General features: G+C 73.3%; 14 protein-coding genes. 5 read left to right on the top strand and 9 right to left on the bottom strand.

Annotated elements, in window-relative coordinates; all coding sequences use genetic code 11:
* Window position 1 precedes the first annotated feature (1 nt).
* Window positions 2-1,276 carry a thymidine phosphorylase gene (locus tag Actkin_RS28615; RefSeq protein ID WP_258904948.1) on the top strand — a complete coding sequence of 425 codons (1,275 nt, stop codon included), beginning with the start codon at window positions 2-4 and terminating at the stop codon, window positions 1,274-1,276.
* 382 nt (window positions 1,277-1,658) lie between these two features.
* On the opposite strand, the gene Actkin_RS28610 is transcribed toward Actkin_RS28615, so the two are convergent.
* Window positions 1,659-2,321, bottom strand: coding sequence for a DUF429 domain-containing protein (locus Actkin_RS28610; RefSeq protein WP_258904947.1), 663 nt, complete (start codon window positions 2,319-2,321; stop codon window positions 1,659-1,661).
* Between the two features lie 78 nt (window positions 2,322-2,399).
* On the opposite strand from Actkin_RS28610, the gene Actkin_RS28605 reads away from it, so the two are divergent.
* Together Actkin_RS28605 and Actkin_RS28600 are read left to right on the top strand one after the other, a co-directional pair.
* On the top strand, window positions 2,400-2,933 hold the full coding sequence (locus Actkin_RS28605; RefSeq protein WP_258904946.1) for a D-alanyl-D-alanine carboxypeptidase family protein: 534 nt from the start codon (window positions 2,400-2,402) through the stop codon (window positions 2,931-2,933).
* Between the two features lie 4 nt (window positions 2,934-2,937).
* Window positions 2,938-3,564: a TetR family transcriptional regulator gene (locus tag Actkin_RS28600; RefSeq protein ID WP_189209685.1), complete on the top strand. Its 627-nt coding sequence runs from the start codon at window positions 2,938-2,940 to the stop codon at window positions 3,562-3,564.
* On the opposite strand, the gene Actkin_RS28595 is transcribed toward Actkin_RS28600, so the two are convergent.
* On the bottom strand, window positions 3,565-4,302 hold the full coding sequence (locus Actkin_RS28595; RefSeq protein WP_229786686.1) for a TetR/AcrR family transcriptional regulator: 738 nt from the start codon (window positions 4,300-4,302) through the stop codon (window positions 3,565-3,567).
* Between the two features lie 66 nt (window positions 4,303-4,368).
* Between Actkin_RS28595 and Actkin_RS28590 the strand changes: the two genes are divergently transcribed.
* A complete protein-coding gene (locus Actkin_RS28590; RefSeq protein WP_258904945.1) occupies window positions 4,369-5,877 on the top strand; it encodes an MFS transporter in 1,509 nt (502 codons plus the stop codon).
* 702 nt (window positions 5,878-6,579) lie between these two features.
* On the opposite strand, the gene Actkin_RS28585 is transcribed toward Actkin_RS28590, so the two are convergent.
* Complete coding sequence (locus Actkin_RS28585; RefSeq protein ID WP_189210149.1) at window positions 6,580-7,869, bottom strand: hypothetical protein; 1,290 nt, start codon at window positions 7,867-7,869, stop codon at window positions 6,580-6,582.
* A 235-nt stretch (window positions 7,870-8,104) separates the two neighbouring features.
* Here Actkin_RS28585 and Actkin_RS28580 point away from each other — a divergent pair, with 235 nt between their 5' ends.
* Window positions 8,105-9,193 carry an adenosine deaminase gene (locus Actkin_RS28580; RefSeq protein WP_373292343.1) on the top strand — a complete coding sequence of 363 codons (1,089 nt, stop codon included), beginning with the start codon at window positions 8,105-8,107 and terminating at the stop codon, window positions 9,191-9,193.
* Here the strand turns inward: Actkin_RS28580 and Actkin_RS28575 are convergent.
* The 6 genes from Actkin_RS28575 to Actkin_RS28550 all read right to left on the bottom strand — a co-directional run bounded on the left by Actkin_RS28575 (window position 9,183) and on the right by Actkin_RS28550 (window position 13,412).
* Entirely contained in the window at window positions 9,183-10,412 is a 1,230-nt protein-coding gene (locus tag Actkin_RS28575) for a SatS C-terminal domain-containing protein (RefSeq protein WP_189209688.1), read from the bottom strand. The two genes, Actkin_RS28580 and Actkin_RS28575, sit on opposite strands and share 11 nt — an antisense overlap.
* 91 nt (window positions 10,413-10,503) lie before the next feature.
* The gene (locus Actkin_RS28570; RefSeq protein ID WP_258904944.1) at window positions 10,504-11,010 is read right to left on the bottom strand and encodes a YbaB/EbfC family nucleoid-associated protein; all 507 of its coding nucleotides are present in this window, start codon (window positions 11,008-11,010) and stop codon (window positions 10,504-10,506) included.
* Window positions 11,007-11,417: a YbaB/EbfC family nucleoid-associated protein gene (locus Actkin_RS28565; RefSeq protein ID WP_258904943.1), complete on the bottom strand. Its 411-nt coding sequence runs from the start codon at window positions 11,415-11,417 to the stop codon at window positions 11,007-11,009. Before Actkin_RS28565 ends, Actkin_RS28570 begins: the two co-directional genes overlap by 4 nt.
* Before the next feature lie 41 nt (window positions 11,418-11,458).
* A complete protein-coding gene (locus Actkin_RS28560) occupies window positions 11,459-11,998 on the bottom strand; it encodes an MOSC domain-containing protein (RefSeq protein WP_258904942.1) in 540 nt (179 codons plus the stop codon).
* Window positions 11,995-13,092 (bottom strand): bifunctional WXG100 family type VII secretion target/C40 family peptidase, encoded by a 1,098-nt coding sequence (locus Actkin_RS28555; RefSeq protein WP_258904941.1) that lies wholly within the window; start codon window positions 13,090-13,092, stop codon window positions 11,995-11,997. Before Actkin_RS28555 ends, Actkin_RS28560 begins: the two co-directional genes overlap by 4 nt.
* On the bottom strand, window positions 13,089-13,412 hold the full coding sequence (locus Actkin_RS28550) for a hypothetical protein (RefSeq protein WP_189209692.1): 324 nt from the start codon (window positions 13,410-13,412) through the stop codon (window positions 13,089-13,091). The genes Actkin_RS28555 and Actkin_RS28550 overlap by 4 nt, the downstream gene beginning before the upstream one ends.
* Window positions 13,413-13,415 lie beyond the last annotated feature (3 nt).

Below are 13,415 nucleotides of genomic sequence, written 5' to 3'. Positions count from 1 at the left end.
CATGCACACCGCCGTGGACGTCATCCGCGCCAAGCGCGACGGGCACAGGCTGACCGACGACCAGATCGACTGGGTCGTCGACGCCTACACCCGGGGCGAGGTCGCAGACGAGCAGATGTCGGCCCTGGCCATGGCGGTGTTCCTCAACGGGATGGACGCCGCCGAGACCGCGCGCTGGACGGCAGCGATGATCGCCTCGGGGTCCACTCTGGACCTCAAGGTGGACCGGCCGACGGTCGACAAGCACTCCACCGGCGGCGTGGGCGACAAGATCACCCTGCCGCTGGCGCCGTTGGTCGCGGCCTGCGGCGCGGCGGTGCCGCAGCTGTCCGGCCGCGGCCTCGGGCACACCGGCGGCACGCTCGACAAGCTGGAGGCGATCCCCGGCTGGCGGGCCCGCCTGTCCGACGCCGAGATCATGGCGCAGCTGGCCGACGTGGGCGCGGTGGTCTGCGCCGCGACGGAGGGCCTGGCGCCCGCCGACCGCAAGCTGTACGCCCTGCGGGACGTGACCGGCACGGTCGAGTCGATCCCGTTGATCGCCAGCTCGATCATGTCCAAGAAGATCGCCGAGGGCGCCGACGCCCTGGTCCTGGACGTCAAGTGCGGCTCGGGCGCGTTCATGAAGACCCCGGCCGACGCCCGCGCGCTGGCCGAGGCGCTGGTCGAGATCGGCGTCGCGCACGGGCGCAGGGTGTCCGCGCTGATCACCGACATGTCCGTGCCCCTCGGCCGGGCGGTCGGCAACGCGCTGGAGGTCGCCGAGTCCGTCGACGTCCTGCGCGGCGGCGGCCCCGAGGACGTGGTGGCCCTGACGGTCGCGCTCGCCCGCGAGATGCTGTCCGCGGCCGGTCTGTCCGACGTGGACCCGGCGGAGGTGCTGGCCTCCGGCCGCGCGTACGACGTGTGGGACCGGATGATCCGTGCCCAGGGCGGCGACCCCGACGCGCCGCTGCCGACGGCCGAGCACGTCCACACCGTGACCGCCGACCGCCCGGGCGTGCTGGCCGCCCTCGACGCCTACGCCGTCGGCGTCGCCGCATGGCGCCTGGGCGCCGGGCGGGCCCGCAAGGAAGACCCGGTCCAGGCCGCCGCGGGCGTGCTGTGCCTGGCCAAACCGGGCGATGTGGTCGGCGAGGGCGCACCCCTGCTGGAACTCCACACCGACACCCCCGACGCCATCCCCGCCGCCCTGGCGGCGCTGGAGGACGCCGTGCACATCGCCGCCGACGCCCCCGCCCCCGGTCCGCTGGTGCTGGACACCCTGCGCGGCTGAGCCTCCGAGCCGTCCCCGCCGCGCTGTGTGTTGCGGTGCCGCTGCCGGGCCCGGTCTGTTGGCGGTGGCTGCCCTGAGTCGGAGCGGGTGGTCCCGGGCAAGGTGGCCGTCCTGCGTCTCGCGGCCGACGCCCCGCCCCGGCCCGCTGGTGCTGGACACCCTGCGCGGCTGAGCCCTCGAGCCGTCCCCGCCGCGCTGTGTGTTGCGGTGCCGCTGCCGGGCCCGGTCTGTCGGCGGTGGCTGCCCTGAGTCGGAGCGGGTGGTCCCGGGCAAGGTGGCCGCCGCGCGTCTCGGCCGATGACCCGCCCCCCGGTCCTGAAGACCTTCCGCTGCTGGGCGCATGAGCAGTCGGCCGGTTCGGCGTCGTCGTAGCCCCGTTGGGCTAGACCCAGATCGCGCAGGGCAGGCCGTCGTCGAAGATCTCGGGCTCCTCGGGGAGCGAGTACGCCTCGCCATCGACCACGCGGCGGGCGGTCCAGGTCAGGATGGCGGCGTCGATGACGTCGGCGACGGTGGCCGTGCGGCCCGGTTCGCCGAGGTCGTCGGGGAGGTGGATGCCTGCCCGGGTGAGGAGCTTGTGCCTGCGGCGGGCGCCCGCCCAGGTGTCCCTGCGGGCGACCAGGGGCTCGCCGTTGAGCGCGGCGAAGCTCACCTCCGGGTGGGCCTCCACCACCTCGTGCGGCGTCTCGCGGACCCACCGGTCGACTTCGAGGATCCGCGGCCGCAGGTCGTAGGCCTGCTTGGAGATCGCGCCGCCGTCCAGGTCGCGGTTGATCGCGGCGGCGGTGGCGCGGTCGGCCGCGGTCAGGGCCCGGCGGGTCGGGGCGATCACGACCGCGGCGCCCAGCGCCCGCGCGGCGCGGACGTCGGCCTCGCGGTGACCGCGGTCCGGCAGGCCGATGGGCATCGCGACGGCCACGACGCGGGGGCCGTCGGCGGCGTCGACCAGTTCCCCGATCGTCGGCGCGTGGTAGGCGGAGACCGTCTCCTCCCAGGCGATGCCGACCCAGCCCGCCGCGCCCGCGGCCACTCCCAGGACCCGCATGCCCCCAGGGTACTTGAGCAGTTGCTCAAACCGCCGCTATGCTCGCTGTTGAGCGGTCGCTCAACATGGGGGTGGGGGATGACCGAAAGACGGCGGGATCGCGTGTACCGCCAGGTGACACGCGCGCTGGCGGTGGCGCTGCTGCCGGTCGCCTGGCTGGTCGCGCCCGGCCGGGAGCGGGAGGCGGCCGGGCAGTGGGCGCTGGCGGCCCGGTACCCGGCCGAGGACCTGACGGGCCTGACGGCGGCGACCCGCGCGGCGATCGTGGCGGCGCGGACGCAGGCGCTGTGGCGGGACGGGGTGCTGATCGGGGTCACGTCGGGCTTCCGCGACGCGCAGGCGCAGGAGCGGCTGTACGCCGCGGAGGTGCGCCTGCGCGGCTCGGCGGAACTGGCCCGGCGGCGGGTGCTGCCCGCCGCCCACTCCCGCCACGTCGCCGGGACCGCGGTCGACGTGCGGCCCGACGAGGCCGCCCGGTGGCTGGAGCGCAGGGGCGGGCGCTTCGGCCTCTATCGGGTCTACGACAACGAGTGGTGGCACTTCGAGTACCACCCGGACGGTCCGCCGCGCCGCCTGCCGGATCCGGGAGCGTCCTTCGTGGAGCTACGGTGATGGGGTGGTCGACACCCGCCAACGCCTGATCGACGGCGCCATCGAGGCGATCCGCACCCAGGGCCTCACCGGCGCGACCGCGCGCACCATCGCGGCGACCGCGGGCGTCAACCAGGCGTTGGTCTTCTACCACTTCGGCAGCGTCCACGACCTCCTCAAGGCAGCCTGCCTCGCCGCGACCCGCGCCAGGGTCGAGCCGTTCGCCCGCCGCCTCGACGGGGTCGACGACCTGCGCGGCCTCCTCGCCGTCGGGCGCGCCCTGCACGACGAGGAGCACGCCAGGGGCAACGTGATGGTGCTCGCGCAGATGCTGGCGGGCGCCCAGGCCGATCCCCGCGTCGCCGACGCCGCGGCCGAGGCGCTGCGGCTGTGGATCGGCCCGATCGAGCACGTGCTGGCCCGCCTGCTCGCGGACTCCCCGGTGGCCGACGCGCTCGACATCCCCGGCCTGGCCAGGGCGGTCGGCGCGGCCTTCATCGGCATCGAGCTCTACGACGGCGTCGACCCCGACGGCGCGCGCTCGGCGCTGGACGCCCTGGACCGCATGGCGGTGCTCATCGAGGTCATCGACGACCTCGGGCCCGTCGCCCGCCGGGCGTTGCGCGGCAAAGTGCGCAGGTCCGCGCGCTGATCAACCCGCGATCCGGGCGACGCCGTCGAGGATGCGCTCCAGGCCGAAGACGAAGTCGGCGTCGGGCTCCTCGTCGGGGTTGTGGTCGAAGGCGCCCGCCGCGATCACCTTGGCCAGCTCGGGGAACTCGGCGGCGTCCACGAGCGCGCGCAGCATGTTGCCGTAGTCGACCATCATCTCGTCGGGGTCGGCGTTGGCTTCCTGGATGTCCGCGGTGAGCATCGCGTAGCTGCGCACGTAGCCGCTCAGGAGCAGCATGGTGCCCATCTTGTGGTCGGAGGTGAACTCCTTCAGCACGCGCAGGCCGGACTCCAGCCACCGCAGCTGCTTCGGCGTCGACGGCGGCCGGTGGATCGGCACGCGCATGATCCACGGGTGGGCGCGCAGCTGGTCGAGGTAGGCCCACGACCACTCGGTCAGGCCCGCGCGCCAGTCCGGCGCGTCGATCTCGGGGGCGGGCCCGCCAGCGTGGTCGATCATCAGCACGAGCAGGTCGTCCTTGGAGTCGACGTAGCGGTACAGCGACATCGGCTTGGCGCCCACCTCGGCGGCGACCCGGCTCATCGAGACCGCGGCCAGGCCCTCCGCGTCGGCCAGCGCGACGCCCGCGGCGACGATGCGGTCGAGGCTCAAAGCGGGCTTCGGTCCGCGGCTGGGGCGCTCCTGTTTGCCCCAGGCGGCGGCCAGATAGCTCGGTAGCTCGGTCATCGTCTCCCGCTCGACGTGGTTGACGTCCATCCTATCTACTGCGTATAACTTACGCAGTAGCGCGTATGACGTACGCAGTTAGAGGGGGTAGTTCCCATGTCCGACCGCCGAGCATGGGCCGGGCTCGCCGTCCTGGTCCTGCCGTGCCTGCTGATCTCCATGGACATCAGCGTTCTGTTCTTCGCCTTGCCCTTCATCAGCGCCGATCTCGGTCCGACCGGGCCCGAGCAGCTGTGGATCATGGACGCCTACGGCTTCACGCTGGCGGGCGGGCTGATCACGATGGGCGCCGTCGGCGACCGCATCGGCCGCCGCAGGCTGCTGTTCATCGGCGCTGCCGCGTTCAGCGCCGCGTCCGTGGCCGCGGCCTTCGCCCCGACGGCCGAGCTGCTGATCCTGACCCGCGCCCTGCTGGGCGTGGCGGGCGCGACGCTGATGCCGTCGACGCTGTCGCTGATCAGGACGCTGTTCCCGGACGACGCCAAGCGCAAGGCCGCGATCGCGGTGTGGAGCGCGGGCCTGACCTCCGGCGCGTTCCTCGGCCCGATCGTCGGCGGGCTGCTGCTGGAGTTCTTCTGGTGGGGGTCGGTGTTCCTGATCAACCTGCCCGCCATGGTCCTGCTGCTCATCCTCGGGCCGATCCTGCTGCCGGAGTCGAAGGGCGCGCCCCGCGGCCGCTTCGACTACCTCGGCGCGGTGCTGTCGGCGGTGGCGGTGCTGAGCGCGGTGTACGGGATGAAGAAGATCGCGGTGGAGGGCTTCTCCGTCGTGCCGCTGGTCGCGCTGGTGGCGGGTCTGGCCATGGTGGTGGTGTTCATCGGGCACCTGCGCCGGTTCCCGAACCCGCTGCTGGACACGACGCTGTTCCGCGAGCGCACCTTCAGCGCGTCCATCGGGATCAACCTGGTCGCGATGTTCTGCTTCATCGGGTCGTCGCTGTTCACCAACCAGTACATCCAGCTGGTGCTCGACATGAGCCCGTTCCAGGCCGCGCTGTGGTCCCTGGCGGTCGTGCCGATCATCGGGGTGGGGATGACGGCATCGGGGATCCTGTCGCAGCGGATGCGGGTGGCCCCGCTCATCGTCGCCGGGCTGCTGGTGCTGGCCGCGGGCTTCACCGTGATGGCCCTCATCGAGGTCGACTCGGGCCTGCTGCTGATCCTGCTCGCCGCGGGCCTGGTGGGCGCCGGTGTCCTGATGACGACCATGCTCACCGGCGACCGCATCCTCGCGGCCGTCCCGGAGTCCCAGACCGGCTCGGCGTCGGCCATCGCCGAGACCGGCAGCGAACTGGGCGCCGCCCTGGGCATGGCCGTCCTCGGCACCGTCGGCGCGGCCGTCTACCACCGCCAGATGACCGACGCGGTCACCGGCCTGCCCGCCGAAGCCGCCACCACGGCCCAGGACACCCTCGGAGGAGCGGTGGCGGTGGCAGCCGCGGTCCCCGACGGGAGCGCGCTGCTGTCGGCGGCAAAGGAGGCCTTCGTCAACGGCCTCACCGCGACCGCCGTCGTGGGCGCGGCCTTGGTCCTCCTCCTAACCATCCCCGCCTACCGAGCCCTCCGCGCCGTCCCGGCCCCGGAACGCACCCCAGCAGGCGTGTAGCCGAGGACCGGCCGCAGCCGAGAACGAGATGCGGCGGCGGCCCGGCCCGGATTCCAGCCAGCGGGGATGAGCGGTTGCCAGCAGCCCTGGCCGCAACGGACCGTGCCCCGCTGGCTGGGACGACCGGTGGGCGGCAGCCCTGGCGGATGCGGCTGCGGACCCGGCCCGCTCGCCGGGACGAGCGGTGGGGCGGTGCCCCGGCGAATGCGACTTGGACAGGGCCCAGGCCGGGACGATCGGTGAGCGGCAGCCTGGCGTATGCGGCAGCGGACCCGGCCCCGCTGGCCGGGACGGCCGGTCCACCGCAGCCTCCGCGAGGGCAGCATCCGCCCGGTCGGGCTAGCGGCAGGCCGCGCCCCGGCGGATGTGGCAGCGGACCCGGGCCCCGCTGGCCGGTACGGCCGGTGCACCGCAGCCCTGGCGGCCGCGACTGGCAGGGGCCAGCGCCGGACCCTGCCGCCGGTCAGCCGGTGGGCGGCAATCCTGGCGGCCGCGACGGCAGTCGGAGCGAGATCTCACCCGCCGGGCGGGCGGTGGGCCGCAGTCCTGGCGACGGCGGTGGTCCGGCCCTGCCACCACGCAAGCCCACACCACACGCGAGCCCCACCGCCACGAAACCCCACATCAGGCAGAGCTGGCCCCGAAAGCCGCGCGGGCCGCGTCCCCGGAGGGATGCGGCCCGCGCGGGCTGTCTCCTGCTGGTTACGCGCCTGCGGCGACGTCGTTGTCCTCGGTGTCGTCCTCGCGCTTCTCGATGGCCTTGGTGGGCTTGGCGCCGTTGGTGCGGCGGCGGGGGTTCTGGCGGGGGAGGGTGGTCGGCGGGGGCGGGGTGGGCTGGCTGCCGCCGAGCATGAGTTCGGCGAAGGTGGCCATGGCCTCGTCCAGGTGGCCGCCGATGCGGCGGACCGACTCCTCGTTGCTCTTGCGGACCAGGGACTCCACCGACGTCGCGTCCGGCTGCTTGGTCAGGGTCGCGTCCACCTTGCTGAACTCGGACTTGATGGCCCCGCTCAGCTCGCTGATCCGGCCCGTGAACCCGTCCTCGACCGCGTCGAGGCGGGTGGCCATGTCGTCGAGGCGGGTGGTGACCTTCTCCAGCCGCTCGGCCAGGGACTCCAGGCGGTCGCTGGCGTCCACGGTCTCCTGGGTCTCGCGCAGCGCCTCGCGCAGGGCGGTGGTGGCCTCGTCGAGCTTGCCGTGGACGGCGGCGCCGGTCTCGCCGAGGGACGCGCCCAGCGCCTCGCGGGTCTCGGCCAGCGCGGCGGCGGCGGTGTCGAGCTTGGCGTGCAGCGCGTCGCCGGTCTTGCCGACGCGCTCGCCGACGCCCGTCACCGCGTCGGTCAGCTTGGTCTGGGCGTCGGACACGCGCGCGCCCACGGTCTCGGCGGAGGCGGTCACCTTGCCCGCCACCGCGTCCGAGGTCTCGGCGATCTGGCGGGCCAGCGCGTCCTTGGTCCCGTCGAGGTGCTCGTGCACGCCCTCGTCGACCTCGTCCAGCCGCCCGCGCAGCGCGGTCTCCATGATCTCCACGCGCTCGCGGACCGGGCCGTGCACGTTGCCGGGCAGCGCCTCGAGCCTGCCGTCCTGCTTGTCCAGGTGGTGGTCCAGCTCGTCGATGCGGCGGTGGATGTTGGCCAGCTTGTCCTCCAGCCCGTCCATCCGGCCCGCCACGCCCTCGAAGCGGCCAGCGACGCCGTCGAGGCGGCCGTCGAGCTGGGCGAACGGGGTCGCGAGCTTGTCGACGATGCCCTCAACCGCCCGCGAGAGCGCCGCGATCGCGGTGTCCTGGGCCTCCAGCTTGCGCAGCGCGGCGTCCAGCCGCTCGGCCAGCACGGCGGTCTCGGACCGGTCCGGCATCTCCGACAGGCGCTTGCGCACCGCCCCGATCGACTCCAGCGGCGACAGACGCGCGTGGATCTCGTCCAGGGCGTCGAAGATCTGCTGCTGTTCGCTCTCACGGATCTCGGCCGCGCGCGTGAGCATGTTGCGCATCCGGTCGAACGACACCGTGTGGTTGTTTTCGTTCACGGAGGTGACCTTCGTCCTGGGGAGGGGATGTGGAGACGGGAAGGAGCCTAACCACTGCCGGAAGCCGCTCCTACACCACCCGTTGCTATCGGCACTGTCATAACACGCCCGGTTGGACCTTTCGGCGGATCTTGCCATCACCGGAAGTGATCATGCCGTTACCCATCCGAGTGAGCCCTGGCCTGAGTACCGTATGGCCATGTCGACCCCGCTCACCGCGGACACGATCCGCCAAGCCCCCAAGGTCCTGCTGCACGACCACCTCGACGGCGGCCTGCGCCCCGCCACCGTCCTGGAACTCGCCGACGCGGGCGGCTACCGCGACCTCCCGCACGACGACGCCGCCGCGCTCGGCGCCTGGTTCCGCGAGTCGGCCGACTCCGGCTCGCTGGTGCGCTACCTGGAGGGGTTCGCCCACACCTGCGGCGTGATGCAGACCGAGGACGCCCTGGTCAGGGTGGCCGCCGAGTGCGTGGAGGACCTGGCGGCCGACGGCGTCGTCTACGCCGAGGTCCGCTACGCCCCCGAGCTGTTCACCGAGGGCGGGCTCGGCCTCGACCCGATCGTGGAGGCCGTGCAGGCGGGCTTCCGCGAGGGCGAGCGCCGCGCCGCCGCCGCGGGCCGGACCATCCGCGTCGGCACGCTGCTGTGCGCGATGCGCCAGAACGCCCGCTCGCTGGAGATCGCCGAGCTGGCCGTGCGCTACCGCGACTCCGGCGTCGTCGGCTTCGACATCGCGGGTCCGGAGGCCGGCTTCCCGCCCACCCGCAACCTCGACGCCTTCGAGTACCTGCGCCAGCAGAACGCGCACTTCACGATCCACGCGGGCGAGGCGTTCGGCCTGCCGTCGATCTGGGAGGCCATCCAGCACTGCGGCGCCGAGCGGCTGGGCCACGGCGTGCGGATCGTCGACGACATCAAGATCGACGCCGACGGCCGCGCGCACCTGGGCAGGCTCGCGTCGTACGTGCGCGACCGGCGCATCCCGCTGGAGATGTGCCCGACGTCCAACATCCAGACCGGCGCGGCGACCGCCATCGAAAACCACCCGATCGGGCTACTGGCCCGGCTGCGGTTCCGGGTCACGGTCAACACCGACAACCGCCTGATGAGCGGGTGCACGGTGTCGAGCGAGATGGCCGCGCTGGTGGACGCCTTCGGCTACGGCTGGCCGGACCTGCAGTGGTTCACGGTGAACGCGATGAAGTCGGCGTTCATCGACTTCGAGGACCGCTTGGAGATCATCAACACCGTGATCAAGCCCGGTTACGCCGCCCTCATCGGGTGACGAGCCGGTCCTCGAAGTCCTGGACCAGCTTCGACCAGGCCGCGGACTCGGCGTCGAACGGCGCGCTGGGGGCGAGCCGGGTCGGGTCCGGGGCGAGGATGAAGGAGACCAGCCAGCCCAGGCTCTCCGACTGGCTGAGCGCGGTGTCGACGCTGTCGTCCCCGGCCCACTCCGCGGCGTCGGTGAGCAGTTCGACGGCCAGGTCCAGTTGCACGGGGTCGACGGCGTCCATGCCCTCGCCGAGGTCGTCGGCCAGGCCCTGCAGCACGTAGGTGTTGTCCTCGTCGACGTCGATCTCGATGTCGCCGTCGGTGGCCTTGGCCGAGACCTCGTCCCAGGTGGAGACCTTCGCCAGGTCGTTGTCGGAGAAGTCGCCGACGGCGAGGTACTTGGCCAGCGAGCGGGCCGAGGTGGTGACGTCGATCTTGCCGTCGGCGCCGAGGAAGATCGGCTTGTCGTCGAGGTAGCAGCGCAGGGTGTAGTACTCGGACCCGTCGGTGATGATCTTCACGGGGTCGATGCCGACCTCGGCCCAGAAGCCGACCGGGGCCGCGGCGTCGGCCTCGTCCTCGGTCTCCTCGGCGTCGGCGTCCTCCTCGGCCTCGGCCTCCTGCTCGGCCTGGAAGGCGGCCAGCTCCTCGGCGGCCTTGTCCAGCTCCGGCCCGGTGACCTCGGGGATGGTGACGACCTCGTCGAGCGCGTCGAGCAGGTCGTCCCACTTGTCGACGACGGTCTTGGCCAGGTCGTTCCACAGCCGCTCGCCCTCGCGGCCGGTGAACGGGTAGGTGCCCTGGTCGAGCACGGCGAACCCGTCGGCGGAGTCGAGGATCTCGTGCACGTCGTCGAGCTCGCACACGTCGGCCAGCGAGCGGATGATCGAGACGATCTCGGCCAGCTCGCCGATGGTCCAGGTGTCGGGCTCCTCGGCGACCAGCTCGGGCACGCCGACGAGGTCGTACTGGTGGGCCTCGGCGGGCATCAGCTCGGCCACGCCGAGGGCGGGCACGTGGTTCCACGCCGGGTGGTCGATGAGGTCGTGGTCCTCCGCGGTGCGCACGAAGGCGGCCAGGTGGGCGGTGTCCGGGAAGGCGTAGAGGTCCTCGTCGTGGCCGAGGAAGGCCTCCCACTCCTCGCCGTCCTCACGCCAGCGCGGGGCCCACAGGGTGACGAGGTCGCCTTTGGGCAACCCCAGCTCAATGGGGACGATGTCCTGAGCCATGGAAGGTCCTCCTGGTCGGGCAGCGCTCGGGTGCGTCGGCAGCCTACGGGGTAAGGATCACACGGACGAACCTAGGCTCCCACCTGGTTTCTCAGCGGTCCGAGCGCAGGAACGACAGGTCCAGCGACAGCGGGTCGTCGTCGTCGGGGTCCGCCGCGGCCGGGCCGGGTCGCCGCTGGTCGGCGAGCCGCTCGTCGCGGCGGCGCTGGAACTCCTCCGCGGTGATGCTCGGCCGCGCGCCCCTGCGGGCGGGGGCGGCGTGCCCGGAGATCAGCTCGACGGCGTAGGTGAGGTTGTCGCCCAGCAGCGGGGCCAGACGGTTGTACCCGGCCTGCGTGGCGTCGTCCATGGCCGCGTGCGCGACCTGGACGATCAGCCTGCCCAGCTCCGGGCCCCACCGCACGGCGTCCTGGCGCAGCCAGAGGTCGAGCATCCTGCCTCGGCCGTCGACGGTGACCCGGACGGTCTGGTACTGGTCCTGGGCAGTGCCCTGGACCTCGGCGAGCACCTTCTCGACCGTGGCCAGCGCCTCCTGGCGCGCCCTGCCGTCCTCGATGACCTGGCGCGTGCTGCGCTCGACCGGCTCGCGCGCGGTCATCGCGGCCTGCGCCCGAGCGGGTTGTGCCCGAGCGGGTTGTCGTAGTCGGCGTCGTCGTCATCGTCGAGGGGCTCGTAGCCGAGGTCGGCGAGGTGCTTCTCGCCGCCGGGCCCGAGGACGGGCGCGAGCGCGGCGTGCATGGCCCCGCCCGCGCGCCGGGTGGCGTGCGCGGCCACGGACATGATCTGCGCGGCCAGCGCGTCGGCCCCCAGTTGCAGCCCGCGCGGGGTGATGACGATCTCCGTGGGCAGTCCGCCCGGCTTGACCTCGACGGTCACCGAGCCGTCCCCGCTGCTCGCCCGCCCGCTGATCGGTCCGACCCTGGCGGTCCGCTCGGCCGCGTCGGCCCTGGTCCGCTCGACCTTGCGGGCGACCGAGTCCAGCTCGCGGTCGATGTCGATGTCCACGCCCGGGATTTTACGCGCGGTGACCGCGCGGCGACGCCGGTTCAGACGCGTTCGAGGGGCGAGTGCGGCGGCGGCGGGAGGTCGACGGTGATCCGGTCGCCCGGCGCGACGCGCCCGCCCGTGCGGACGACGCCCATGATCCCGGCCTTGCGGACCACGCGGTCGCCGTCGCGGCGCACGACCTGTTTGAGCAGCCCCGGCTGGAAGGCGTCGATCTGGGCGCAGGGGTTGCGCAGCCCGGTCACCTCGATCACGGCGTCGGCGCCCACGCGCAGGAGGGTTCCGGTCGGCAGCGCGAGCAGGTGGATGCCGACGGTGGTGACGTTCTCGCCCATCTCGCCCGGCCGGACCGTGAACCCGGCGGCGGCCAGCTCGGCGAACAGCTCCTCGTGGATGAGGTGGACCTGCCGCAGGTTGGGCTGGGTCGGGTCGGCCGCGACCCGCGACCGGTGCTTCACCGTGACGCCCGCGTGCGCGTCGCCCTCCACGCCGAGCCCCGCGAGCAGCGTGATCGCGGGGACGGCCTGCTTGCTGAAGCGGTGCTCGCCGTCGCGGCAGACGGCGGTGACGGTCCCGCTCATCCGGTCGGCCGGTAGAAGCCGACGAACGGCATGCCGGAGTTGGTGGTGCGCAGCGGGCCGATCTGGACCGGGTCGCCCGCCTCGATGATCTGCCCGTTGCCGATGTACATCGCCACGTGGCCCTCCCAGCAGACCAGGTCACCGGGCAGCAGCTGGTCGGCGGAGGGGACCTCGGCGCCGATGTCCTGCTCCCGGGACGTCCTCGGGATGTCGAGTCCGCCCTCGCCGTAGGCGTACTGGGTCAGCCCCGAGCAGTCGAGCCCCACGCCCGGCGACGTGCCGCCCCAGACGTAGGGCACGCCCAGCTGGGAGATCGCCGCCCGCACGGCCCGCGCCGCGGTCTCGTTCGGCGCCTCGACCACGCTGCCGTCCGGCAGGTTGATCTTGACGCCGGTCCCGGGCTGCGGCGGGATGGCCACCGGCAGCCTGCGCTTGGTGACGACGCCGCCGCCCCCGCCGCCGGAGTAGTCCCCGCCGCCGCCTCCGCCACCTCCGCCGCCCCCACCGGAGCGGTCGTTGTACGCGGCGGGCGGCGCGGACGCCGATGAGGTCGTCGTGGAGCCCGAGTCCCCGGTGAGCCTCGTGACGACGCCGCTCAGCTGGGTCATCACGTTCTCGAGGTTCATCGACGTGTCGCCGGTCAGCTGGGCGGCGTACCGGGCGAGTTCGGTGAGCTTGCGCTGCGCGCCCGCGGTGTCGCCCGCCTGCCGCAGCGCGGCCGCGGCGGACAGCAGCTCGGCGGCCTTGCTGTTGAACTCGTCGATCTGCGCCTGGTTGACCCGCTGGCCCACCTTGAGGATCTCGCCCGCCTCGCGCACGGCGGCCTGCACGTCTGCGCTGTAGGTCGACAGCGCCCGGCTGGTCGACGCCTGGGCGGCGACGTCCTGCTCGTAGCGCACGGCGCCCTGGCCGCTCCAGCCGCCGCGCAGCGCGGCGGCGCGCCGGTCGGCGTCGTACCCCGCGGTGTCCACAGTGGAGGCCACGGTCCCGTGCCTGGCGCCGACCCTGTCGATGGCGGCGTCGTCGGTGGCCAGGTGGCGCTGGGCGGTCGCGGCGGGCTGGATCATCGGCTCCAGCAGGTCCCGGGCGGTCACGGCTCACCCGCAGCGCGGCGCAGGTTGCGGGCCTCGTCGTCCTCGACGGCCTCGAAGTTGGTCCACGTGTTGGCCACGGCCTCCACGATGCCGCCGTAGGAGTCGGCCAGCCCGCGCACCCCGGTGGCCTGGCGCTCGCCCGCCGCGCGCAGCGCCGCCGTCAGGCCGACCTCGTCGCCGATCTTGGAGAACGCGCCGTCGGCGACGTCCAGCCCGTCCGCGACACCGCGCAGGTCGTCGGCCAGCGGCCGCATGCCAGCGGTGTAGGCGTGGAAGGCGTCCGCTTCCCCGCGGTAGCCCCCGATATCCGATTCGCTCATCGC

Source organism: Actinokineospora sp. UTMC 2448 (assembly GCF_024760565.1).
GTDB classification, from domain to species: Bacteria; Actinomycetota; Actinomycetes; order Mycobacteriales; family Pseudonocardiaceae; genus Actinokineospora; species Actinokineospora fastidiosa.
This window is presented reverse-complemented; position numbering and strand designations above follow the sequence as displayed.

What these genes read in the sequence shown, in the direction of transcription:
- Actkin_RS28595 (WP_229786686.1), bottom strand. Translation starts at nt 4,302, where the DNA reads ATGGACGTCAACCACGTCGAGCGGGAGACGATGACCGAGCTACCGAGC.
- Actkin_RS28575 (WP_189209688.1), bottom strand. Translation starts at nt 10,412, where the DNA reads ATGGCTCAGGACATCGTCCCCATTGAGCTGGGGTTGCCCAAAGGCGAC.
- Actkin_RS28590 (WP_258904945.1), top strand. Translation starts at nt 4,369, where the DNA reads ATGTCCGACCGCCGAGCATGGGCCGGGCTCGCCGTCCTGGTCCTGCCG.
- Actkin_RS28610 (WP_258904947.1), bottom strand. Translation starts at nt 2,321, where the DNA reads ATGCGGGTCCTGGGAGTGGCCGCGGGCGCGGCGGGCTGGGTCGGCATC.
- Actkin_RS28585 (WP_189210149.1), bottom strand. Translation starts at nt 7,869, where the DNA reads ATGCGCAACATGCTCACGCGCGCGGCCGAGATCCGTGAGAGCGAACAG.
- Actkin_RS28580 (WP_373292343.1), top strand. Translation starts at nt 8,105, where the DNA reads ATGTCGACCCCGCTCACCGCGGACACGATCCGCCAAGCCCCCAAGGTC.
- Actkin_RS28615 (WP_258904948.1), top strand. Translation starts at nt 2, where the DNA reads ATGCACACCGCCGTGGACGTCATCCGCGCCAAGCGCGACGGGCACAGG.
- Actkin_RS28550 (WP_189209692.1), bottom strand. Translation starts at nt 13,412, where the DNA reads ATGAGCGAATCGGATATCGGGGGCTACCGCGGGGAAGCGGACGCCTTC.
- Actkin_RS28560 (WP_258904942.1), bottom strand. Translation starts at nt 11,998, where the DNA reads ATGAGCGGGACCGTCACCGCCGTCTGCCGCGACGGCGAGCACCGCTTC.
- Actkin_RS28605 (WP_258904946.1), top strand. Translation starts at nt 2,400, where the DNA reads ATGACCGAAAGACGGCGGGATCGCGTGTACCGCCAGGTGACACGCGCG.
- Actkin_RS28570 (WP_258904944.1), bottom strand. Translation starts at nt 11,010, where the DNA reads ATGACCGCGCGCGAGCCGGTCGAGCGCAGCACGCGCCAGGTCATCGAG.